This window comes from Kribbella sp. NPDC059898, from assembly GCF_042730855.1.
In the GTDB taxonomy this organism is placed as follows: Bacteria; Actinomycetota; Actinomycetes; order Propionibacteriales; family Kribbellaceae; genus Kribbella.
In genome coordinates this window covers 306,148-326,065 of record NZ_JBHWKR010000004.1, presented here as the reverse complement: position 1 = coordinate 326,065, position 19,918 = coordinate 306,148, and the positions used below count along the sequence as shown (strand labels likewise).

General features: G+C 69.6%; 21 protein-coding genes. 8 read left to right on the top strand and 13 right to left on the bottom strand.

What is annotated here, in order from left to right:
- Positions 1–367 precede the first annotated feature (367 nt).
- Complete coding sequence (locus ACFV9C_RS15610; protein WP_380194101.1) at positions 368–1,234, top strand: DUF4349 domain-containing protein; 867 nt, start codon at positions 368–370, stop codon at positions 1,232–1,234.
- Here ACFV9C_RS15610 and ACFV9C_RS15605 read toward each other — a convergent pair.
- On the bottom strand, positions 1,228–1,980 hold the full coding sequence (locus ACFV9C_RS15605) for a ParA family protein (protein WP_380194099.1): 753 nt from the start codon (positions 1,978–1,980) through the stop codon (positions 1,228–1,230). The two genes, ACFV9C_RS15610 and ACFV9C_RS15605, sit on opposite strands and share 7 nt — an antisense overlap.
- 101 nt (positions 1,981–2,081) lie before the next feature.
- Between ACFV9C_RS15605 and ACFV9C_RS15600 the strand changes: the two genes are divergently transcribed.
- A complete protein-coding gene (locus tag ACFV9C_RS15600; RefSeq protein ID WP_380194097.1) occupies positions 2,082–2,912 on the top strand; it encodes an alpha/beta fold hydrolase in 831 nt (276 codons plus the stop codon).
- Positions 2,913–2,921: 9 nt separating this feature from the next.
- Here the strand turns inward: ACFV9C_RS15600 and ACFV9C_RS15595 are convergent, their stop codons facing one another.
- The 3 genes from ACFV9C_RS15595 to ACFV9C_RS15585 all read right to left on the bottom strand — a co-directional run bounded on the left by ACFV9C_RS15595 (position 2,922) and on the right by ACFV9C_RS15585 (position 7,571).
- Complete coding sequence (locus tag ACFV9C_RS15595; RefSeq protein WP_380194095.1) at positions 2,922–5,045, bottom strand: hypothetical protein; 2,124 nt, start codon at positions 5,043–5,045, stop codon at positions 2,922–2,924.
- The gene (locus ACFV9C_RS15590; RefSeq protein WP_380194093.1) at positions 5,042–6,553 is read right to left on the bottom strand and encodes a family 43 glycosylhydrolase; all 1,512 of its coding nucleotides are present in this window, start codon (positions 6,551–6,553) and stop codon (positions 5,042–5,044) included. The genes ACFV9C_RS15595 and ACFV9C_RS15590 overlap by 4 nt, the downstream gene beginning before the upstream one ends.
- A 91-nt stretch (positions 6,554–6,644) precedes the next feature.
- Positions 6,645–7,571, bottom strand: a complete 927-nt coding sequence (locus tag ACFV9C_RS15585; RefSeq protein ID WP_380194092.1) for a hypothetical protein — start codon at positions 7,569–7,571, stop codon at positions 6,645–6,647.
- A 467-nt stretch (positions 7,572–8,038) separates the two neighbouring features.
- On the opposite strand from ACFV9C_RS15585, the gene ACFV9C_RS15580 reads away from it, so the two are divergent.
- The 3 genes from ACFV9C_RS15580 to ACFV9C_RS15570 are packed head-to-tail and all read left to right on the top strand — an operon-like array spanning position 8,039 to position 10,151.
- Positions 8,039–8,863: a hypothetical protein gene (locus tag ACFV9C_RS15580; protein WP_380194090.1), complete on the top strand. Its 825-nt coding sequence runs from the start codon at positions 8,039–8,041 to the stop codon at positions 8,861–8,863.
- The gene (locus ACFV9C_RS15575; RefSeq protein ID WP_380194088.1) at positions 8,860–9,174 is read left to right on the top strand and encodes a hypothetical protein; all 315 of its coding nucleotides are present in this window, start codon (positions 8,860–8,862) and stop codon (positions 9,172–9,174) included. The genes ACFV9C_RS15580 and ACFV9C_RS15575 overlap by 4 nt, the downstream gene beginning before the upstream one ends.
- Positions 9,175–9,215: 41 nt before the next feature.
- Positions 9,216–10,151 carry a hypothetical protein gene (locus tag ACFV9C_RS15570; protein ID WP_380194086.1) on the top strand — a complete coding sequence of 312 codons (936 nt, stop codon included), beginning with the start codon at positions 9,216–9,218 and terminating at the stop codon, positions 10,149–10,151.
- 6 nt (positions 10,152–10,157) lie between these two features.
- On the opposite strand, the gene ACFV9C_RS15565 is transcribed toward ACFV9C_RS15570, so the two are convergent.
- From ACFV9C_RS15565 to ACFV9C_RS15535, 7 genes are all read right to left on the bottom strand, one after another.
- Positions 10,158–11,117, bottom strand: a complete 960-nt coding sequence (locus tag ACFV9C_RS15565; protein ID WP_380194085.1) for an ATP-binding cassette domain-containing protein — start codon at positions 11,115–11,117, stop codon at positions 10,158–10,160.
- Positions 11,118–11,120: 3 nt separating this feature from the next.
- Entirely contained in the window at positions 11,121–11,936 is an 816-nt protein-coding gene (locus ACFV9C_RS15560; protein WP_380194083.1) for an ABC transporter permease, read from the bottom strand.
- Positions 11,929–12,726 (bottom strand): ABC transporter permease, encoded by a 798-nt coding sequence (locus ACFV9C_RS15555; protein ID WP_380194081.1) that lies wholly within the window; start codon positions 12,724–12,726, stop codon positions 11,929–11,931. The genes ACFV9C_RS15560 and ACFV9C_RS15555 overlap by 8 nt, the downstream gene beginning before the upstream one ends.
- A 236-nt stretch (positions 12,727–12,962) precedes the next feature.
- Positions 12,963–13,802 (bottom strand): alpha/beta fold hydrolase, encoded by an 840-nt coding sequence (locus ACFV9C_RS15550; RefSeq protein ID WP_380194079.1) that lies wholly within the window; start codon positions 13,800–13,802, stop codon positions 12,963–12,965.
- A 425-nt stretch (positions 13,803–14,227) separates the two neighbouring features.
- The gene (locus ACFV9C_RS15545) at positions 14,228–15,109 is read right to left on the bottom strand and encodes a RecB family exonuclease (protein ID WP_380194078.1); all 882 of its coding nucleotides are present in this window, start codon (positions 15,107–15,109) and stop codon (positions 14,228–14,230) included.
- Positions 15,110–15,111: 2 nt separating this feature from the next.
- Positions 15,112–15,717 carry a MarC family protein gene (locus ACFV9C_RS15540; RefSeq protein ID WP_209696011.1) on the bottom strand — a complete coding sequence of 202 codons (606 nt, stop codon included), beginning with the start codon at positions 15,715–15,717 and terminating at the stop codon, positions 15,112–15,114.
- Between the two features lie 8 nt (positions 15,718–15,725).
- Positions 15,726–16,610, bottom strand: a complete 885-nt coding sequence (locus tag ACFV9C_RS15535) for a PHP domain-containing protein (protein WP_380194588.1) — start codon at positions 16,608–16,610, stop codon at positions 15,726–15,728.
- 106 nt (positions 16,611–16,716) lie between these two features.
- Here ACFV9C_RS15535 and ACFV9C_RS15530 point away from each other — a divergent pair, with 106 nt between their 5' ends.
- Entirely contained in the window at positions 16,717–17,115 is a 399-nt protein-coding gene (locus tag ACFV9C_RS15530; protein WP_380194076.1) for an NUDIX domain-containing protein, read from the top strand.
- Here the strand turns inward: ACFV9C_RS15530 and ACFV9C_RS15525 are convergent.
- Positions 17,112–17,813: a helix-turn-helix domain-containing protein gene (locus tag ACFV9C_RS15525; RefSeq protein WP_380194074.1), complete on the bottom strand. Its 702-nt coding sequence runs from the start codon at positions 17,811–17,813 to the stop codon at positions 17,112–17,114. The two genes, ACFV9C_RS15530 and ACFV9C_RS15525, sit on opposite strands and share 4 nt — an antisense overlap.
- Positions 17,814–17,899: 86 nt before the next feature.
- Here ACFV9C_RS15525 and ACFV9C_RS15520 point away from each other — a divergent pair, with 86 nt between their 5' ends.
- Positions 17,900–18,709 (top strand): NAD(P)H-binding protein, encoded by an 810-nt coding sequence (locus ACFV9C_RS15520; protein WP_380194073.1) that lies wholly within the window; start codon positions 17,900–17,902, stop codon positions 18,707–18,709.
- Between the two features lie 16 nt (positions 18,710–18,725).
- Positions 18,726–19,487: a GNAT family N-acetyltransferase gene (locus ACFV9C_RS15515; protein WP_380194071.1), complete on the top strand. Its 762-nt coding sequence runs from the start codon at positions 18,726–18,728 to the stop codon at positions 19,485–19,487.
- Here ACFV9C_RS15515 and ACFV9C_RS15510 read toward each other — a convergent pair.
- Positions 19,451–19,858, bottom strand: coding sequence for a DUF4267 domain-containing protein (locus ACFV9C_RS15510; RefSeq protein ID WP_380194070.1), 408 nt, complete (start codon positions 19,856–19,858; stop codon positions 19,451–19,453). The two genes, ACFV9C_RS15515 and ACFV9C_RS15510, sit on opposite strands and share 37 nt — an antisense overlap.
- Positions 19,859–19,918: the final 60 nt, after the last annotated feature.

Here is a 19,918-nt window from a genome sequence, read left to right as displayed (position 1 = left end):
TCACCGCGTTGGGGATCCCGGGTCGCCGTACCCAGCTGGCCGGCGCCTCCCGGATCAGACCGTTGGCGGACCCCGGGGTCGCCGCACCCACCCGGCCGGCACCTCCAGAATCAGCCTGTTGGCGGCACCCCGGGTCGCCGTACCCATCCGGCCGGCGCCTCCTGAATCAGCCCGTTGGCGGAGCGCCGTACCCGCCTGGGGGGCAGCTCTCGGAACGGCTGGCTCGGGGCGGGCGGCTAGTGCCGGGGCGTGGGCGCCCCTCGGGCGGTGGAGGTCTGGAACGTTTCCTAATGGTGATCTGAAGGTGCAACACCCACCCACGTGTACGCCGTCCTAGGGCGGTAATCACGATGAGAGGGGCTGGGTGATGGGGCGGATCAGGCTGGTTGCTGTTGTGGTGGGTGTGTTGGTGTTGGCGGGGTGTGGTGGGGCCTCCACCGACGAGCATGCGAGTAGTGGGGCGGCCGCGCCGGCCAAGCAGGACGCGGGGGCGATGAGCAAGCCGCAGGCGTCCGCGCAGGGAAAGTCGGCCGGGCAGGATGATCCGACGATCACGCGGGCGATCATCAAGACCGGTTCGCTGACGGTCGAAGGCGACGACGTGTCGGCGATGCGGCAGAAGGCTGTCACCGCGGTCGCGGGGCTCGACGGTACGGTCGCGTCCGAGGACACCGGCAGCGACTCGGACGGCAACATCACCCGGTCGAACCTCGTCCTGAAGGTTCCGACCAAGTCCTTCGAGACCGCGATCCAGCAACTCTCGGACCTCGGCAAACGCCTGCAGATCCAGCAGGAGTCCCAGGACGTCACCGAGCAGGTCGTCGACGTCGCCAGCCGGATCGAGTCGCAGCGCGCCAGCCTCGACCGGATGCGCGCCCTGATGACGAAGGCGAACACGATCGGCGACATCGTCTCGGTCGAGAGCGAACTGACCCGCCGCGAGTCCGACCTGGAAGCCCTGCTGGCCAAGCAAAAGAACCTCTCCCTGCAGACCGACCTCGCCACCCTCACGCTCACTCTGACCGAAAAGGGCAAACCGGCTCCCCCGGAACCGAAGAAGGACACCGGGTTCGTCGCCGGCCTCAAGGGCGGCTGGAACGCCTTTACCGCAGTCTTCTCAGCACTAGCGACCGCGGCCGGCGCCGTCCTGCCGTTCCTGATCCTGTTCGCGATCATCGCCGTACCGCTGTGGCGCTTCCGCCACAAACTGCGCAAGCAGCCCGCCAGTCAGTGAGCCAACGCCCCGGCCAACGCCCGGTACGCCTTCGCACCGGGCGAGGTCGGGGCCGTAGTCAGCACGGTCTCCCCGATCGCCGGCGCCTCCGCGAACCGGATCGACTTCGGGATCGCGGGCTGCAGCACGTCCAACGAGTACGTGTCCGCGATCCCCTCGAGTACGGCGCGCGCATGTGTGGTCCGCCCGTCGTACAGGGTCGGCAGCACCCCGAGCACCTGCAGCCCGGGGTTCATCAGCCGCTGTACGTCGTGCACGGTGTCGAGTAGTTGCCCTACGCCACGATGCGCCAAGGTCTCGCACTGCAAGGGAATCAGTACGTCGGACGCCGCGGACAGCCCGTTCACGGTGAGCAGGCCGAGCGTCGGCGGGCAGTCCACGATGATCCAGTCGTACGCCGGACGCAGCGGGCGCAGCGCGGTCCGCAGTACCTGTTCCGGGCCGCTCTCCCGGGCGAGCTGCACCTCCGCCGTCGCCAGCGCGATCGTCGCGGGCAGCAGGTCCGGGCCGTCGTCGAGCTCGATCAGTACGTCGCGCGCCCGGACGCCGCCGAGCAGTACGTCGTGGACGGACTTGTCCAGGTCCTCCGGGTCGATGCCGACCGAGAACGTCAGACAGGCCTGCGGGTCCAGGTCGACGAGCAGCACGCGGAGGCCGAGCTCGGCCAGGGCCGCGCCGAGGGTGGCGACGGTGGTCGTCTTGGCCACGCCGCCTTTCTGATTCGCGACCGCAAGAGTGCGAGGCACGCGGCCATTGTGCCGTACTTCGAACGCTGCGCAATGACCGGTTAGGCTCTCTACCTGTGAGTACGCCGCGTACGTTGACGCTGCCCGACGGGGTTCACCCCGTGACACTCGAGACCGAGCGAGGCCCGTTCGCCACGCTGACCGCTGTGCCGTCGATCGGTACGCCGCTGGGCACGGTGCTGCTCGTGCCGGGCTGGACGGGCAGCAAGGAGGACTTCACGCCCCTCGTCGACCACCTGTGCCGTTACGGCTGGCGTACGGTCGCCGTCGACCAGCGCGGGCAGTACGAGACCGCCGGCCCGAACGACAAGTCGGCGTACTCGCTGGCCGAGCTCGGAGCCGACGTCGTCGCGATGAGCAAGGCGCTCGGCGGGTTCAGCCAGCTGGTCGGGCACTCGTTCGGCGGGCTCGTGGCGCGGGAGGCCGTGCTGACCGACCCGTCGGTGTTCTCCACGATCAGCCTGCTCTGCTCCGGCCCCGGCGCGTTCACCGACGAGGCGACGCTGCAGAGCCTACAGATGCTCGCGTACGGCCTGGAGAACGTCCCGATCGAGCAGGTGTACGACCTGAAGCTCGACCACGACAGCAAGGCTCCCGGGTACGTCGCCCCGCCCGAGGACGTCGCGGCGTTCCTGCGGAAGCGGTTCACCAGCAACGTGCCGACCAGCCTGGCCGAGATCACCCACCGGCTGACCGACGCCGAGGACAAGACCGAGCTGCTGGCGAAGGCCACCGTCCGCAAGCAGGTCCTGCACGGCGCCACCGACGACGGCTGGCCGATCCCGGCGCAGCAGGCGATGGCTGCCACGCTGGGTGTCGAGGCCGAGGTGATCCCGGACGCCGGTCACTCACCGGCGATCGACCAGCCGGCGAAGACCGCCCGGATGCTCGTCGACTTCTTCCACGACTACCCGACCCTCAGGACGGTCTGAGCGCCAACGTCAGGGTGCGGTGACGATCTTGGCCTGCATACCCGGATGGGGGCTGACGATCGTCCATCCGGTGCTGCCCTGCTCGAAGTCGCCGTTCGTCACGGTCAGCCCGACGGCGGTGATGTCGTCGTACCCGACGTCGATCAGGCAATCGCCCACGCCCTGCTGCTCGCACAGCGCGAACTGCAGTACGACGGAACTCTCACCCCGGGCGAACTCGGTGATGTCGATCGGCCCCCAGCCGCCCTGCCCGTTCATCCACAGCTTCGGGGCGCTCGCCGCGTCGACGTTGCTGAGCAGCTTCTTGCCCTTCGACGTGACGATCGTGACCTGCTTCAGGTGGTACCCGAACAGGTCGGCGGCGTACTCGTCGTAGTCCCACCAGGAGATCTCGTACCGCGGCGCGTTCGGGTCGACCGCCATCCGCTGCTCGGCCCAGATGCACGTACTCGTCCCGGTCGCGGTCTTCTCCGGCACGAACAGGCTCAACCGGCCCTTGCCGTACATCGCGCTGTCGTGGATCGTGTTCGCACCACCAGGCTGGTACGGCGACCCGGTCCGCGGCAGGTTGCCCGGGATCGGGTCGGACGGCGTCGTCGGTACGGCGGGAGCGGGCAGGCCGGCGTACGCCGCGGCGATCACGTCGTACACGTCCTTCGCCTGGTGCGGGGTGACCTTCTCGAACGAGCCGATGATGCTCGCGCTCTGCTGGTTGAGCTGCCACGCGCGGGTCGCCGGGTTGACGTCCTCGAAGCCGAAGTTCCGCACGGTGAACCCGGTCGGCACCAGGCTGTCGAACCCGACGTCGATCGGGAAGTTGGCCGCGGCCTGCGTGTACAGGCGGAGGCTGAGCTTGGCCGACGTCTTGCCCTTGAGCGCCGCGGTCAGGTCGACCGACGCGGGCGCCCAGGTGAAGCCAAACTCGTCGGCGACGTCGGACTGCCAGACGACCTTGTCGTCGACCAGCACCTGTTTGAAGAGCTTCCCGGACTTCGACGGGGTCCGGCTGACCTGGTCGTACGTCGCGAAGTCGAGCTTCCAGCTGCCCGCATTCGGGTCGACGGCGACCTGCTGCGACGCCTCGGCGTACCCGCCGGCGGCCGCTGTCGTGTAGTTGCCCTGGGCAAAGCTCAGCCGGCCGTCGCCGGTCTGCGCCAGGTTGTTCGAGGCGATCGTCGGGCGGCGGTCGTAGTTCACCGGCGCGCCGTACGCGATGATCCCGCCGATCCGGCCGTCGGCGGCGTACGGCATCGCCTGCTGCAGCTCCTCGTTGACGGCTTCGGGAGTCGGCGGCAGCGCGGCGTCGAGGAAGCGGTCGGTGTAGAGCAGCAGGATCAGGTCGAGGTGCCGCGGGTTCAGCTTGGCGCGGAGCTCGTCGAGCTGGGTGGCGACGTACCGTGGGTCGCTGGCGCTCTGGGAGCCGCCGAGGTACGGGAAGATCGCGCCGTCGATGTACGGCGCCAGCCGGTCCAGGTTCGCGTCGGAGTAGTCCCAGCGGTACATCGTGGTGAGCAGGCCGAGGTTCGGGTTGATCGCGTCCTGGGTCGCCTTGACCTTGCTGAGGTAGTCGGGCGTGAACAGCTTCGCGTTTTCGGCGACCAGGAAGTCGTCGACCTGCCAGGCCTTGATGTTCGGGTACTGCAGCGACAACGTGGCGATGTTCCGCGCCCACGCGATGAAGTCGAGCTTGAACGGGCGCGAGCAGTAGCCCTCGAGGTACGCGCCTTCCGGGCGATCGGTCTGACACTCGCTCGGCGGGACGAGGTCCACCCAGATGTCGATCCCGGCCGCGCGGGCGAGCGGCGCGAACTCGCTGCGCAGGTCGTCCCAGTCGGTCGGCGACTCCCAGATGCCGAACAGGTACGTGTTCACGTGCATCGCCTTGAGGCGTTCGACCAGCTTGCGCGAGTCGTAGTGGTGCCGGCCGTCCGCGCGCGGCGTCTCTTCGCGGAGCTTGGCGTCGATAGTGTTGCCGCCGGTCTTCGAGCTGAGCATTCCGCCCGGCGGGATGATGCCCTTGGCCCGGGTCTTGACGTCCGGGAAGGCCTGCTGCCGTTGGTGTTCCTGGGCGGTCGCGTGCTGGCCGACGGCGACCAGGGCGACGGCGGCGAGGGCCGCGATCCAGCGCTTCATCCGACCTTCTCCAGCTTCCACTGCTGGCAGTCGCCCTGCCAGTACGGCCAGACGTCGACGTCTGCTCCAGGGGCGGTGGAGCAGCCGCCGACGTCCAGGGTGCGGCCGCCGACCTTCGACGTCACCTTGTAGTAGCCGTTGCCGATCGCGTCCAGGTAGTACTCCTGGCAGTCACCGCCCCAGTACGGCCACTGGATGACCTTCACGCCGTTCGCGCCGGAACACCCGGCGACGTCGAGCGCCTTGCCGCTGTCGTTGTTGAGGAACTTGTACGAGCCGTCGCCGAGGTAGCTGAGCCGCCACTTCTGGCATCTGCTGTCCGCGATCCGGGTGTACACCTGGACGGTCGCGGCGTCGGCGGCCGAGCAGGCGTCCACCTCCAGCCGGTTCGTGGGCGCGTTCTTCGGGGAGATCTCGTAGATGCCGTCGGCAACGATGCCGGCGCCCGGGTCGCCCGACGGCAGCGTCATCGTGGTCCAGGCCGCGGCCGGCGTACCGAGTTGAGGTCTGCCGGCGGCGTCGTACGTGACCTTGCCGATCCGTACGGCGCGGCCGGCGTTGCAGCTGCCGGTAGGCGTACCGCTGGAACTGGTGACGGCGTGGTACACCAGCCACGTCTCCTTGCCGTCGGGGGACGTGAAGAAGCCGTTGTGGCCGGTGCCGAAGACCCAGTTGGCGTCGTTGCGTTTGAACACCGGGCCGGACTTGGTCCAGGCGCTCTGGTCGAGTGGGTCGGTGCCGGTGAGTTCGAGTACGCCGAGGGCGTAGTCGGGGGACTCGCACGCGCTGCCGGAGTAGTAGACGTACACCTTGCCGTTGTGGACCAGGGCGTTCGGGGCCTCGGCCACCTTGCGGCCGTTCTGCTCCCACGGCTGGTCCGGGCGGGCGAGGAGGGCGGGCGGGCCGCTGATCGTCCACGGGTTGCTCATCGGGGCGATGTACAGGTTCTGCCCGTCGGGGCGGCCGCTCGACCACAGGTGGTACAGGCGGCCGTCCGGAAGTTGCAGGACGCTGCCGTCGATCGAGTGCTCGTTGCCGGTGTCGAGCTTGGCCTTGAACGCGTACGGCCCCATCGGGTGGTCCGCCTCCAGGACGAACATCCGGTGGTGCGAGTCGGTGCCGTCGTCGGCGGTGTAGTACAGGTACCACTTGCCGTCGAGCTGGTGGATCTCCGGCGCCCACAGGTTGCAGCACGCCTCCCCCGGCGGCGGCTGCCAGAGCGTCTGCTCCGGCGCGGCGGCCAGTCCGTCGACCGACGGGCTCGCGACGCCGACGAGCTTGTCGCCGTGCGTGTAGAGCAGGTTGTAGTTGCCTTCGGCAAACACCATCCACGGGTCGGCGGCGTTCTCCCGGACCGGGTTCCGCGCGGTGTTCGGCGGGGCCGGCAGTGGTACGCCGGAGACTTCCGGTGCCGTCGTACCGCCGGCGACGTGGTCAGCGGTGATCGGCAGGAACGCCGATACCACCAGCGTGACCACTCCGACGGCCGCGGTCGCGAACTTGGCCATGGATCCCTACCTCACCGTGGGCGAACGGATGCTCACACGATGACACGGGAGGGCGAGAACGTCCGCCGTTTCGACGGTGGTCGAAAGATTCTTACCGCAGGACCGGCTCGACCACCGGCATCACCTTGAGGTCGTCGAGACCGATCGGGGCCAGCGCGGTACGCAACCGCTCGGTGTAGGCGATCACCGAAACCCCCGCCCGGCCGCCGTCGGGCTCCGAGCCGCCGACCGCCAGGATGCCGAGCGACTTGTCCGGCGTGAGCGCGACGACCGCGTCGACGATCCGCTCGTTGTCGGCGCGGCTCAGCCGCACCGGCGCGACGCAGAGGTTCCCGCTGTACACCTGCTCGAACGCCAGCCGGAACGCGTCCAGGTCACCGTGCGCGACACCGACCATGATCACCACCGGGGCGTTCCGCGAGTGACCGTTCGGGTAGTGGATCACCGGCCCGTAGATCTGGTCGGCGTGCGCCGCCAGGAACGCGGTCACCGCGGGCGAGTAGATGTTGCTCGGCTTTGACACCCACCCGCCCTCCGGCGCCGGGCACGGCAGCTTCGGAAACGTCCACGGCGCCCGGGCCTCGGGCGCGGACTGTTCCTGTACGTCGATCGTCCGGACCGATTCGCCGGCACCGGTCCGATCACCCCAGATCCCGACCAGCTTCGCCCGCCCGCTCCGCACCCCCTGCGTCGTCTTTGCGTCGCTGAGCCGATCCACGTCCACCCCGGTCAGCCCGATCGAGAACTCCGGCGCACACGTCGGCGCCGGTTCGTCTTCCGGCGCGTACCCGACGCCCATCCCGTCCTCGAACGCACAGAACACCGGCTTCGTCCCCGGCGCGGCAATCACCAGCCCACTGACCTGCACCCGATCCCCCGGCTTCACCAACAGCGCCTCGTTGTCCCCCTGCGCCCGCGGCACAGCCAACTCACCACTCATCGCCGCCCCACCTCCCCCGGCCATGATGCGCTTCGGCCCCACCGTGAGCACCCCCGCCACAACCACAACCACACTCACAGCCGCCACCACCGGAACCACCCACCACCTCCACCGGCCACCCACCCCACACCCCAGCCCAACCTCCACCCCTCGCACCGGCCCGACCTCCGACCTGACCTCCAACCCGGCCCCCGGACCTTGCACCGGTCCGACCCCCGGCCTGGCCACCGGTCCGACTTCCGGCTGGAGCTCCGTCGGCACCTCCTGCTCGGCCCGCCACCGCGCACCCGCCCGCGCGAGCAACTCCTCCACCTCGTCGACCGGCTCCATCCCACACCCTCCACAGTCGTTCCGCCGCCCACACGCCAACCCCAGGCCCCACCACCGGTCGCGTCCTACCCGCACAACGACCCCCACCACCCCCACGTCACCCCCAACCCCATTCCGTAACCCACCCGAGTTATCCACAGATCCCAAAACCCACCCCACAGCCCCTCCCCAGGTCTCTACCGTCGTTGGAAAGCCCGAACATTCCTGGGGGAGAGATGGAACCCGGCCTCGACGACCTGCCGGAACCTGCCGACCTGCACGCGCGGTTGACGAGGGCCCGCCCGCTGGACTGGGGAGAGCCGATTCCCACCAAGGCGCAGATCGCCGGCCTCTACGGGTCCAAAGCCGCCGTCGAGAGCCTGATGCTGCTGACACGTGCGGCGAAGGTCGAGGCGGAGCTCACGGACGATCTGGTTGCCGCGATCCGCGATGACACCACGACGTACCAACTCCAGAACCGGGTGAAGTCGCCACAGTCGCTGGCACGAAAGATCCGCAAGCTGGCCGGCACGCAGTTCGGCAAGCAGCCCTTGGAAGATGTCGTGCGCTACACGATCGTCGCGCCCGATCCGGACGACCTGGTGCCGAGAGCGGTTGAAGCACACGACTCGTTGCGCCGGCACGGTTGGAGTACGAACGGCGCCGTCCATTCGTACGCCGACGGCAGCAGGTACAAGGGACTACACCTCTACTTGGAGAAGCACGGCCAACGAGCCGAGTTGCAGCTGCACTCGCACGAGTCGATCGACGTGAAGAACCGGACAACTGCGCTGTACGTCGTCGAACGGGATGCGACGCAACCGCGAGACAAGCGAGCGGAGGCGAGGGAGGCCGCAATCGCCATGTCGGCCGAACTGCGTCAGCCCCGTGGCATCGACGACCTGACCACCCTGGGCGGGGTGCCGGTCGAAGTCAGAGTTTACGGTAGGCAGGACCGCCGGTCCCCACGACGGAACCGGGCATCCGGGCCGATGCTCGAGGAGCGGTCTGCTCCGATTCAGTCGATCGACTACAAGCGGAAAGGCGGGATGGCGAAATGACGCGGTTGTTCCTCGTCAGTCAGGGTGGGCGGAAGGTGTGGGTCGCGGCGTTGGTGGACGAGGATGTCTGGACGTACGTCGGGAACACCGGGCAGTTCCATCGCAACGAAGGTGTGCGGGACGACTACTTCGCGGACAACGAGGCGAGCTACGTCGACATCGGGATCGCCGAGGCGAAGCGGCTGATCGCCGATGGCGTGGGGCAGGTCGACGAGACGCAGTACCCCGATGTGCTCGACGGCTGGCGTCAGGACGCTGACGGCATGGACCCAGAGGTTGTTTTCGCCTCCCTGGCCGCCGACCTCGCCTAGGTCGCCGGCGAGGTGGGCCGGTGGGTTTGTAGGGTGCGGGGATGGTGTGGATCTCTGGGCGGTGTTTTCCTACGCCGGCGGTGGTGATGACTTCGGTTGATCCGGCGGTGGCGGATCAGCTGCGGGGGTTTGCTGCGGTGCAGGCTGTTGAGGCGACTGCGGCGTTGCAGGTGCTGGACCGGGAGCTGGCGGGGGCCGGGACGCGGGCGGAGCGGGTGGCTGGGTTCGAGGCGGCGTACCGGCATGTGGCGGAGTGGCGGTACCAGCTGGCGGTCGAGGGGAAGTGGGTTCGGCCGGGGGCCAGTGCGGAGGATGTGCGGGCGCGGATCGAGTTCGGGATGAACTACCGATTGTCGCCGGCCGTGGGGCGGCGGGAGCCGGGGTCGCCGGCGTACACGTTCCTGACCGAGCTGGAGCGGGTCGCGCTCGACCGGCTGGACGGGCGGCACGAGCTGCAGAACGTCGTCACGCTGCGGGACGGCAGCACGGTCAACGGGAACATCCTGCACTTCGTGCCCGCGCCGGACGACGAGGCGACGCGGCGGTTCTTCCCGGACGGTCTCCCGGACGAGGTGAAGACGCAGACCGCGGGTCCGGAGGACCGGGAGGTGCTGCGGCGGGCGTCGTTCGAGACCCTCGCGGAGCTCGAGGAACTGAAGGCCGATCCGAAGAACCCGGCGCACCGCCAGGCGTTCGCGGACGCGGCGTACTTCCTCGTCCAGGGGCCGGAGTTCCAGCGCGGCAGCGACGCGATCATGCGGACGTTCCTGGTCGCGGCGCACGCCCGGGTGTTCGACGCGGCGCCGGTGTTGCCGCAGGCAATCGATCTGGACGGGATGGTCCGCGGGCAGGAGGGCTTCAACCAGGTGATGCGTGAGCAACTGCGCATCGCGCCCGAGCCCAAGACGGCGGACGTCACCGCGGCCAAGGCCACCAGGGCGACCAAGGCGACGCGGCCGAAGGGGCTCAGCCGCTGACCTCGCCTAGTCGACGGTGCTGTTGACCGTGTAGAGCTGGGTGATGACGGACTCGATCGTGGGTTCGGAGACGGAGAGGTCGACCAAGGGGTAGTTGGCGGCGATCTCGGCCAGCAGCGGGGCCGCGCTTGTGGTGGTGGGGAAGGTCAGATGCTGGCGGGGGCCGTTGACCTTGGTGACGGTGGCGCCGGGGACCTCGATCGGGGGCAGGGAGGTGGCCAGGTCGACGACCAGGGTGCGGGGCGCCGACTGGCTGGATTTCAGTCCGGTCAGGGTGCCGTCGAAGATCTGGCGGCCGTGGTCGATGACCATGACGCGGGTGCAGAGGGCCTCGATGTCGTCGAGGTCGTGGGTGGTGAGGATGATCGTCGTACGGCGTTCCGCGTTCACCTCGGCGAGGAACTCGCGGAGCCGGGCCTTGCTGATCACGTCGAGCCCGATCGTCGGCTCGTCCAGGTAGACGATCTCCGGGTCGTGCAGCAGCGCGGCCGCGATGTCGCCGCGCATCCGCTGGCCGAGCGACAACTGCCGGACCGGGACGTCGAGCAGGTCGCCGAGGTCGAGCAGTTCGACGAACGTCGCCAGGTTCTCCCGGTGCCGCGCGAGCGGTACGCCGTACATCTTCTGCAGTACGGCGAACGAGTCCTTCAGCGGCAGGTCCCACCACAGCGTGGTCCGCTGGCCGAACACCACGCCGATCCGTTTCGCCAGCTTCAGCCGGTGTTTCGACGGGTCGACGCCGGCCACCCGGATCGTGCCGCCGGACGGCACCAGGATCCCGGTCAGCATCTTGATCGTGGTGGACTTGCCGGCGCCGTTCGGGCCGATGTACCCGACCACCTCCCCCGGTTCGACGGTGAACGACAGCCCGTCGACCGCCCGCACCTCACGGCGGGTACGCCGGAGCCCGGTCCGCGACGAGACCGTGAACGTCCGCGACACATCCTGCAACTCGATGACTGACACAGCTCAGCTCCCTGTACTGCGATAGCGACGAAGGCCGGCGCGCCACCCGAGCGACGCCAGCCCGGCCATCGCCGCGGCGACCAGCGGCGACAGCAGACCGATCCAGGACGGCAACCCCAGCGGTGCCGGCTTGCCCAGCACGAACAGCACCGGGTAGTAGTTGACGAAGGCAAGCGGTACGACGAACGTGACCGCCCGGACGATCTCCTTGCCGAAGATCGTCAACGGGAACTGGGTCAGCGCCATCCCGCCGTACGTCGCCGAGTTCGCCAGCTCGGCCGAGTCGATCGACACGAACTGGAATGCGGCGCCGAGCACGAACAGCGACCCGAAGATGATCGCGCCGGTGACCATCGACACCACGAACACGATGCCGCGGGCAACCGTCCAGTCGATGTCGACCTTGCTCAGGGCAATCACCAGCACGGTCCCGGCCTGCAGCGGACGCCCGAGCCGGCGGAGCGCGAACCCGTCGGCCGCGGTCTGCAGCAGGGCCGGGATCGGCCGGATCAGGTACGCGTCGAACGCGCCGGTCCGGATCCGCTCGCCGACCCGCTCGACCGACCCGGTGATCAGGTCCGCGAGCCCGAGCGCCATCGAGGACGTCGCGTAGAGCAACGCCATCTCCCCGAACGTGAACCCGCCGAACGCGGTGATGTGGCTGAACATGATCAGCACCGCGACGAAATCGGTCAGGTTGACCAGCGTCGACCCGATCAGCATCATCACGAACGACGCCGGGTACGCCAGCACCGACCGGATCCACATCACGACCAGCATCCAGTACTGCGCCGGCGCCCGAAGCACTCGCTCAACCACCCTGGATCACCACCTTCCGGGTCGCGAGCGTGGTGACGAACTGCGCGGTCAGCAGCAGCACCAGGAGCCAGCCCAGCTGGAAGAGCAGGGCCTGACCGGTGCCGCCGGGGTTCCGGCCGAGCCAGATGTCGATCGGCACCTGCATGGTCGCGGCCCACGGTGTCGCCCGCGCGACCACACCGATCCAGCCCGGGAACGCGACCAGCGGCAGGATCGTGCCGGCGAAGAACAGCGACAGCACCAGCGCGAGCTGCTCCATCCCGCGCGAGTCCGTGATCCAGAACCCGGACAGCGCGACCAGGTACCGGATCGTGAAGCTGACGACGATCCCGAGCACCAGCCCGAGCACGACCACCGGCCAGAGCCACACACTGGAAGGGAACTTGAGGTCGAAGACCAGCGCGCCGACCACCATCGGGATCCCGCCGCGAGCGAACAGCTGGAACACCGCGCGCCCGAGGTCGACCGACAGCCACCACAGCAACAGCTGCGTCGGCCGGTACAGATCGACCGCGATCTCGCCGCTGCGGACCCGTTCGCCGAGCTCGTTCGTCGTGGTCGCGCCGAAGATCCCGACCGGCGCGAGCATCCCCTGCTGCAGCCACACGAACGTGAGCGCGTCCGGTACGTCGTACCCGCCGAGGCCGGGTCGTTCGCGCCACAGCGTCAGGTACACGCCGCAGAGGATGAACCCGAAGACCGAGTTGGTGAACACACCCGACACGGTGGCGATCCGGTACGTCGAGAACCGCCGGAAGGACCGTACGGCGATCGCCCAGTAGACACCCACAACTACCTCCTCTCGCACCGCGGAAGGTGGTGTCCGAGAGCCCCAGCGGCATGCGGAACCGCCCCGGTTCGAGAACGACCCGGGGGTTCGGACACCACTGTGACGGCGTGGCTGATCCACACCGAAGTTGTCAAGGCAGAGGAGGGACGCTACGCCGGTCCACCCGCAACGTCAAACAAATAACCGGTCCGGGCGCGGGACCCCTCAGACCCGCGCCCGGACCGTGCCGGGGAAACCTACAACGTGCCGGTCTTCAGCAGCTGCGCCAGGTGGGTCGCGAACGGCGCCGGGTGGCTGGAGTAGCCGCCGTGCCCGCCCGGGAACATCACCACCGGCCAGCCGAGGTGGTCGGCGATGACCTCGATCGGCCGCCCCGGCAGGTGCGGGTAGGAGTCCAGCCCGGCCGCCGGTACGACGCGGTCCGCGACCCGGCGCAGCGCGTCGAGGTCCGGGACGTACCGGGTGTACGGCAACAGCTTGTGCTCGTAGAAGGTGGCCGCGTTCGCCTGCATCCGCTCGGCCAGCTCGCGGTACTCCGGCAGCAGGTCCACCATCGGCGGCATCGCGTCGCCGTCCATGCCGGTGCCCATCATGTACACCACGTCGGCCGCGGTCAGCCCGTCCTCGTGGTACGTGCTGCGGACCTCCTCGAAGAAGGCCCGCGCGTCGGCGGCGTCCGCGAGTACCTCGGTGCACGGCGGCTCGTGCGCGACCAGCATCCGGACCCGGTCCGGGTGCCGGGTGATCAGCTCGAGCCCGGTGATCGCGCCGGAGCCGCTGCCGAACACGTCCGCCGGTTCGTCGCCGGCGACCGCGTCGATCAGCGCGAGCGCGTCCGCGGCCGACTGCGCGACCGACTCGTCCGCCGGCTCCCCGTCGTACCGGCTCCGCGAGTTGCCGCGCGGGTCGTACGTCACGACCGTGTACTCCGCCGCGAGCTGCCCGACGATCCCCGAGTAGACACCCGCGTCCGCCCCGTCACCGGCAATCAGCAACAACACCGGCCCGTCCCCGGCAACCTCGTAGTGCAACGCCACCCCCGGCACCGCCAGCTTGTTCACAGTCTTCGCACCCATACTTCCGACCCCTTTCGTCCACCCTCAGCGTCCACCCACCCGCTGGCACCACACGCACACGCCGCTGACACGCCCCCACGCGGCGAACGGCGAAGCCGGCCGGCGGCGGCGGTGGACCCGGCGGGCGGCGAGCCGGCGGGCGGTGGGGTGGGGCCGGGTGGGCGGCGGGACCGGTAGGCCCGGCGGGCGGCGGGGTGGGGCCCGGTGGGCGGTTGGGTGGGGCCCGGTGGGCGGCGGGACCGGTAGGCCCGGCGGGCGGCGGACCCGTGGACGGACTGCGGTGGGCGGAGCCGCCCGGCGGCGGTGGAGCCGGTGGGCGGCCGGGGCCGGAGGGTGGCGGCGGGGCCGGCGAATGGCGGTCCGGTGGGCGGCCGGGCGGTGGGCGGCCGGGCGGTGGAGCCGGTGGGCGGGCGGCGGTGAAGGGGTCAGCCTGTCTCGTCGAGTGGGACTTGGGCCGGTTCGTCGAGGCCTGCCCAGGGGTCGCGGGTTGGTGCTTCGCGGCGGCCTTGGGGGCAGATTTTGGCGAAGTCGCACCAGCCGCAGAGGGGTGATGGCTCGGGTGGGAAGGCCTCGTCGGCCTCGGCTGGGGTGAGGCCTTTGGACCAGCGGGCTTCGGCGGCGGCTGCGTCGTCGGCCATTGACTCGGCGCGTTTCTGGTGCCTGGCCAGCGAGGCGTCGTCGTGGTCGGCGGCGGCGATGGTGTTCGTCGGGAGGTGGTGCAGCTCGACCCGGGTGCACGGCTTGTGCAGGACGCGTCGGGCGCCGAGCACGTACAGCGCCATCGCCAGCGAGGAGCGGGCGTCCGTCGAGGTCAGCGGGCGGCGGCCGGTCTTGTAGTCGACGATCGCGAGCTCGGTGTCGCCGCTGCCGTCGCGGGCCGGGCGTTCGTCGATCCGGTCGACCCGGCCGCGCAGCGACGCCCGCTCGGTGGTGAAGGCGACGGTGCGCTCCACACCGCGGGGTTCGTAGTACGGGTCGGAGTCGCGCAGATAGCCGAGCACCATCTCGGTCGAGCGGTCCCGCCAGTCGAGCGACTGCTGCTCGTCGCGGAACCCCTCGCTGCGCCAGCTCGACCGCATCTTCGCGACCACCTCGTCCGGGGTACGGCGGGAAGCGGGCCAGCGGCCGAAGAAGTCCGCCAGCACCTCGTGGACGATCGCGCCGACCGTGTTGTGCGCCCACGGCGGACCCTTCGGCGGCCGCGGCGTCTCGAGGTAGGTGTACCGGTACTTCCGCTTGCAGTCGGCGAACGTGAGCAGCTTCGTCGGCGTCGCCACGAACAACCGGGTGGGCATTCCAGGAAGCACGCTCAACCCGCCTTGATGAAGTCTCGAACAGCCCCGGCGACCAGCTGTACGGCGATCGCGCTCAGCAGCAGACCGGCGATCCGGGTGATCAGCAGTACGCCGTTCTCGCCGAGGATCCGCATGATCACGCCGGAGAACCGCAGCGTCAGCCACATCACCAGGTGGATCGCGACGATCCCGGCCGAGATCGCGACCACGTCCGGCAGCGAGCCGTTGGCCCGTTGCACGAACACCATCGTCGCGACGATCGCGCCCGGTCCGGCGAGCAGCGGCGTACCGAGCGGGACGAAGGCGATGTTCACGTTCTTGGTCTGCACCGGGTCCTCGGCGGTGTCGGTCAGCAGCTGCAACGCGATCAGCAGGAGCAGCAGACCGCCCGCGCACTGCAGCGCCGGCAGCGTGATGCCGAGGTGTTTCAGGATCTGCTGCCCGAACGCCGCGAACACCACGATCACGCCGAACGCGACCAGCACCGCCTGCCACGCCGCCTTCTTCCGTACGGCGCGCGACTGACCCGCGGTCAGCGAGATGAACAACGGGACCGTTCCCGGCGGGTCCATGATCACGAACAGCGTGACGAAGACCGACGTGAACAGCCCGACGTTCATGACACTGTTCACGGGAGGTAGGCCTCGGGTACTGCGGCGTCGTTCGAAGCGGCGGCGTTCGTCTTGGCGACCTCGAGCAGCCGGTCGAGCTGCTCGGGCTCGGTGCTGTTCACGCCCAGGTCGTGGTCGATCTTGCCGACGCCGTGGTGGTCGCTGGAACCGGTGTAGATGATGCCGAGGTTCCGGGCGATCGCGCGCAGCGCCTCCCGGGACTCCGGCGAGTGGTCCTGGTGGTCGACTTCGATGCCGGCCAGTCCGTGGTCGTCGACCAGCCGGCCGAGGGTTTCCTCGGTCATCACCTTGTAGCTCGACCGGCCCCACGGGTGCGCGATCACCGGGACGCCGCCGGCCTCGCGGACCAGGTCGATCGCGTGGCCGGGCTCCAGCGCGTAGTGCGGGACGTGCCCGGCGCGGCCGTCGGCGAGATACTTGTCGAAGGCCTCGGTCCGGTTCGCGACCGTGCCGTTCGCGACCAGGGCGTCGGCGACGTGTGGGCGGCCGACCGACGGCGTACCGGTCGCCTGGGCGAGCACCTCGTCGACAGTCAGCGGGACGCCGATGCTGTTCAGCCGGGCGACGATCGCCGGGATCCGGTCGGTGCGGCCCTCGCGGACGATCCGCAGGTCCTCGGCCAGCGGCGCGTACGACGGATCCGGCAGGTACCCGAGCAGGTGGACGCTGATCCCGTTCAGCTTGCAGGAGATCTCCAGCCCCGGCACGAACCCGATCCCGAGCTCCTCGGCGGCCTGCCGGCCCTCCACCCAGCCGTCGGCGGTGTCGTGGTCGGTAAGCGCGATCACGTCCAGCCCCGCCTCGTGCGCGTGCCTGATCAGGACCGGCACCGGATCGGTGCCGTCCGAACGGTTCGAGTGGGTGTGCAGGTCGATGCGCACGAGCTGGCCTAGTCCCTTCGCCGAGAGCCGGTTGTCACCGCTGATGCTATCCGCGATCCCGCCCGTGCCCTGGTAGTTGTACACAGAACCCCTATCCTCGGGGTGCATGGAGCGCGTCGACTGTGTGGGTGCCCTGGTGTACGACGAGCAGCACCGGCTCCTCGTCGTACGTCGTGCGAACGAGCCGGGACGGGGTCTGTGGTCGATCCCGGGCGGGCGGGTCGAACCCGGCGAGGACGATCCGGCCGCGGTGGCGCGGGAGGTCGCGGAGGAGACCGGGCTGCGGGTCGTCGTCGGTGAACTCGTCGGCGAGGTGGAGCGTCCGGGGCCGCGCGGGCAGCTGTACGTGATCCGCGACTACGAGGCGACGGCGGTCGGCGGGACGCTCACGGCGGGCGACGACGCGTCGGACGCGCGGTTCGTCACGCGATCGGAGTTCACGTCGCTGCCGACTGCCAGTTTGCTGGTTTCCACGTTGGAGCAGTGGAACGCGCTACCTGGTTAGCAGGTGCTGAGCGGGACGTTGCCGGTCGCGTAGGCCTTTGGGGTCACGTGCATGAGGGCGCGGAAGTCGGCGATGAGGTGCGACTGGTCGGTGTAGCCGGCGTACGCCGCGGTGTCGGCCCACGAGTGCCTGGTGCCGATCACCCTGCGTACGCGGGCGATCCGCGCGAAGTGCTTCGGCGAAACACCCACCGCCTGCCGGAACACGCGCCGCAGATACCGCTCACTGACCCCCAACCGAGCAGCAGCCTCATCCACTCTCCTGCCCGGCAGGTCAGCAACCGCAGTACGAACCAACGCCAACCGCTCAGGAAGGTACGTCGGCACTCGCGCAGTCAAGTAGTCGGACAGTACGTCGGCCGCGCGCGCAGGGCGGTTGCGGTAGGTGACGAGCTGCTCGGCGAGGCTGGTTGCCGAGGCGCCGCAGAGGGACTCGAGCGGTACGACCTGGTCGACCAGCTGGTCCGGTGGCGTACCGAGCAACGGGATCACCCCGCCCGGGCGGATCCGCAGGCGTACACAGACCGGCAGGTCCTTGGTCGTGTGGTACGCCGCCGTCGTACGCGGGCCTGCTACCAGTACGTCGCTGTCCCCGGCGGGCGTCATCCGCCAGACCACCGTGGTCGCCGGGTCGGGCGGGAGGACGGTGATCGGCGTGGTCGCCGGCGTCAGCGTGACGGTCTCGATCCACGGGTGCACGCTTCGAGCGTAGCCACCCGCCGGGCGCGTTCCGTAGTACCGAAAGTTCCTATCCGGGACCGAGGCGCCGTGGGCAAGGTGGCGGCATGATCCTGGTTACGGGTGCGACCGGCACCATCGGCAGTGAACTCGTCCGCCAACTGGAGGCCCGCGGGGCGCAGGTCCGCGGAATGACCCGGAAGCCGCACGAGTTCTTCGTCCACGGCGACTTCGACGACCCCGACTCGTTGCGAAAGGCAATCGACGGGGCGGACACGGTGTTCGCCCTGACCGCGCCCGGCCCGTGGGTCCCGGCGCACGACCGGGCGTTGGTGGACGCGGCGGTGGAGGTCGGCGTACAGAAGATCGTGAAGCTGTCCGCGATCGGCAGCACCGACGACGAGATGCCGGCGAACTGGCACGCGGCCGGCGAACGCGCGGTCCGGGACAGCGGCCTGACCTGGACGATTCTGCGTCCCGCCGGGTTCGCGTCGAACGCGTTGCGCTGGCTCCCCGCGATCCAGGCCGGACAGCCGATCCCCAACCAGACCGGCAGCGGACGGCATGCCTTCGTGGATCCGTACGACGTCGCCGCCGTCGCCGCCGAGGCGCTGCTGTCGGACCACCACGACCACACCTACACGCTGACCGGCCCGGAACTGCTGAGCGTCCCGGACCAGGTCGCCGTACTCTCCGACGTACTCGGTTCGCCGCTGAGCGTGGTCGACGTACCGCCGGAGGTCTACGCGGAGCAGCTCCGCGCCGCCGGGCTGGACGAGGCGGTGGTGAGCGTCGCGCTCCGCGGTGCGGAGCTGATCCGCTCGGGCGGCGAGGAGACCGTCACCGACGACGTCGAACGCGTCCTCGGCCGGCCCGCACGTACCTTCCGGGAATGGGCTCGCGCGTCCTTCGGCTGACCGCCAGACTGGGCCGATGGACGTCGTACGGGCGATCGAGGACAACGCGGCCGAACTGCTGATGGCGATGGGTGCGGCCGGCGGCGGATCGCAACGCGCCGACGACCGCGCGACCTGGACGATCGGCGGCTCGCCACTCGACTACCACAACGCCGTCGTCCGCGCGTCGGACACCGACGTGGTCGCGGAATCCCTTGCGGAGTTGACGAAACACGACGTACCGGGCACCTGGCATGTGGGTCCGTCGATGCGGATCGACCGTACGGCGCTGACGGCGGCCGGATTCACGCCGGCTGGCGCGGAGCCGGGCATGGCCGTGCGGATCGCCGAACTGGAAGCGCCGCGCGACGTACCAGGACTGACCATCACGCGGGTCGTGGACGACGAGGCGCTGGGCGTGTGGGAGGCGACGCTCGGGCAGGGGTTCGGCGAGGGCGAGCGGGAGGCGCGGTGGGTCGCGTCGACGTACCGGAAGCTCGGGTACGACGACCCGTGGCGGCACTACCTCGCCTGGTTGGACGGCGCACCGGTGGGGACGGCGACGGTGTTCCTCGGCGCGGGCGTCGCCGGGTTGTACTTCGTGATGACCGTCCCCGCGCTGCGGCGGCGCGGGATCGGGGCGGCCCTCACGTACGGCGTACTCCGGGAAGCCGGCCCGGAGTACGCCGTACTCGGATCGTCCGCGGCCGGGCGCCCGGTGTACGAGTCGCTCGGGTTCCGCGAGTACTGCACGATCGACTTCTACGAGTGGACCGGCTCGAGCACCTCGGCCGACTGACGTTCGCGGATCAGCAGGAACGCGTCGAACAGCATCACCAGGGCGGTGAGGCCGTGCACGCCGAGCGCGGTGGCAGCCGGGCCGCCGTGGGTGAAGACCGTGATCATGTCGGTGATCGGGATCAGCGCGGAGATCGCCATCAGGACGCCGGTCGCGCGGCGCTGCCGGAGCGCGAACAGCGTGAGCAGGTTCAGGCCGAGGACGATGTCGCGGATGCCCTTCACCGCGAAGTACCCGGCGGCGACGCCGGTCGGCCACTCGGCGATGCCGAAGGTTGGGGCGGCGGTGTGCCCGGCGACCAGGAACTGGGTCCCGAACGTGAGCGGGAAGACGCCGAGCAGGACGGTCAGGACGGTGGTGAAGCGGCGCATCGGAAGACTCCTTGAACTAGCAGTGCTAACTTTCCTAGCGATGCTAACCCTACCGTCGCT

Excerpts from the sequence above, each read along its gene's own strand:
- ACFV9C_RS15510 (WP_380194070.1), bottom strand. The coding sequence starts at position 19,858 with ATGCGCCGCTTCACCACCGTCCTGACCGTCCTGCTCGGCGTCTTCCCG.
- ACFV9C_RS15580 (WP_380194090.1), top strand. The coding sequence starts at position 8,039 with ATGGAACCCGGCCTCGACGACCTGCCGGAACCTGCCGACCTGCACGCG.
- ACFV9C_RS15515 (WP_380194071.1), top strand. The coding sequence starts at position 18,726 with ATGGACGTCGTACGGGCGATCGAGGACAACGCGGCCGAACTGCTGATG.
- ACFV9C_RS15575 (WP_380194088.1), top strand. The coding sequence starts at position 8,860 with ATGACGCGGTTGTTCCTCGTCAGTCAGGGTGGGCGGAAGGTGTGGGTC.
- ACFV9C_RS15550 (WP_380194079.1), bottom strand. The coding sequence starts at position 13,802 with ATGGGTGCGAAGACTGTGAACAAGCTGGCGGTGCCGGGGGTGGCGTTG.
- ACFV9C_RS15595 (WP_380194095.1), bottom strand. The coding sequence starts at position 5,045 with ATGAAGCGCTGGATCGCGGCCCTCGCCGCCGTCGCCCTGGTCGCCGTC.
- ACFV9C_RS15590 (WP_380194093.1), bottom strand. The coding sequence starts at position 6,553 with ATGGCCAAGTTCGCGACCGCGGCCGTCGGAGTGGTCACGCTGGTGGTA.
- ACFV9C_RS15540 (WP_209696011.1), bottom strand. The coding sequence starts at position 15,717 with ATGAACGTCGGGCTGTTCACGTCGGTCTTCGTCACGCTGTTCGTGATC.
- ACFV9C_RS15520 (WP_380194073.1), top strand. The coding sequence starts at position 17,900 with ATGATCCTGGTTACGGGTGCGACCGGCACCATCGGCAGTGAACTCGTC.
- ACFV9C_RS15530 (WP_380194076.1), top strand. The coding sequence starts at position 16,717 with ATGGAGCGCGTCGACTGTGTGGGTGCCCTGGTGTACGACGAGCAGCAC.
- ACFV9C_RS15570 (WP_380194086.1), top strand. The coding sequence starts at position 9,216 with ATGGTGTGGATCTCTGGGCGGTGTTTTCCTACGCCGGCGGTGGTGATG.
- ACFV9C_RS15610 (WP_380194101.1), top strand. The coding sequence starts at position 368 with ATGGGGCGGATCAGGCTGGTTGCTGTTGTGGTGGGTGTGTTGGTGTTG.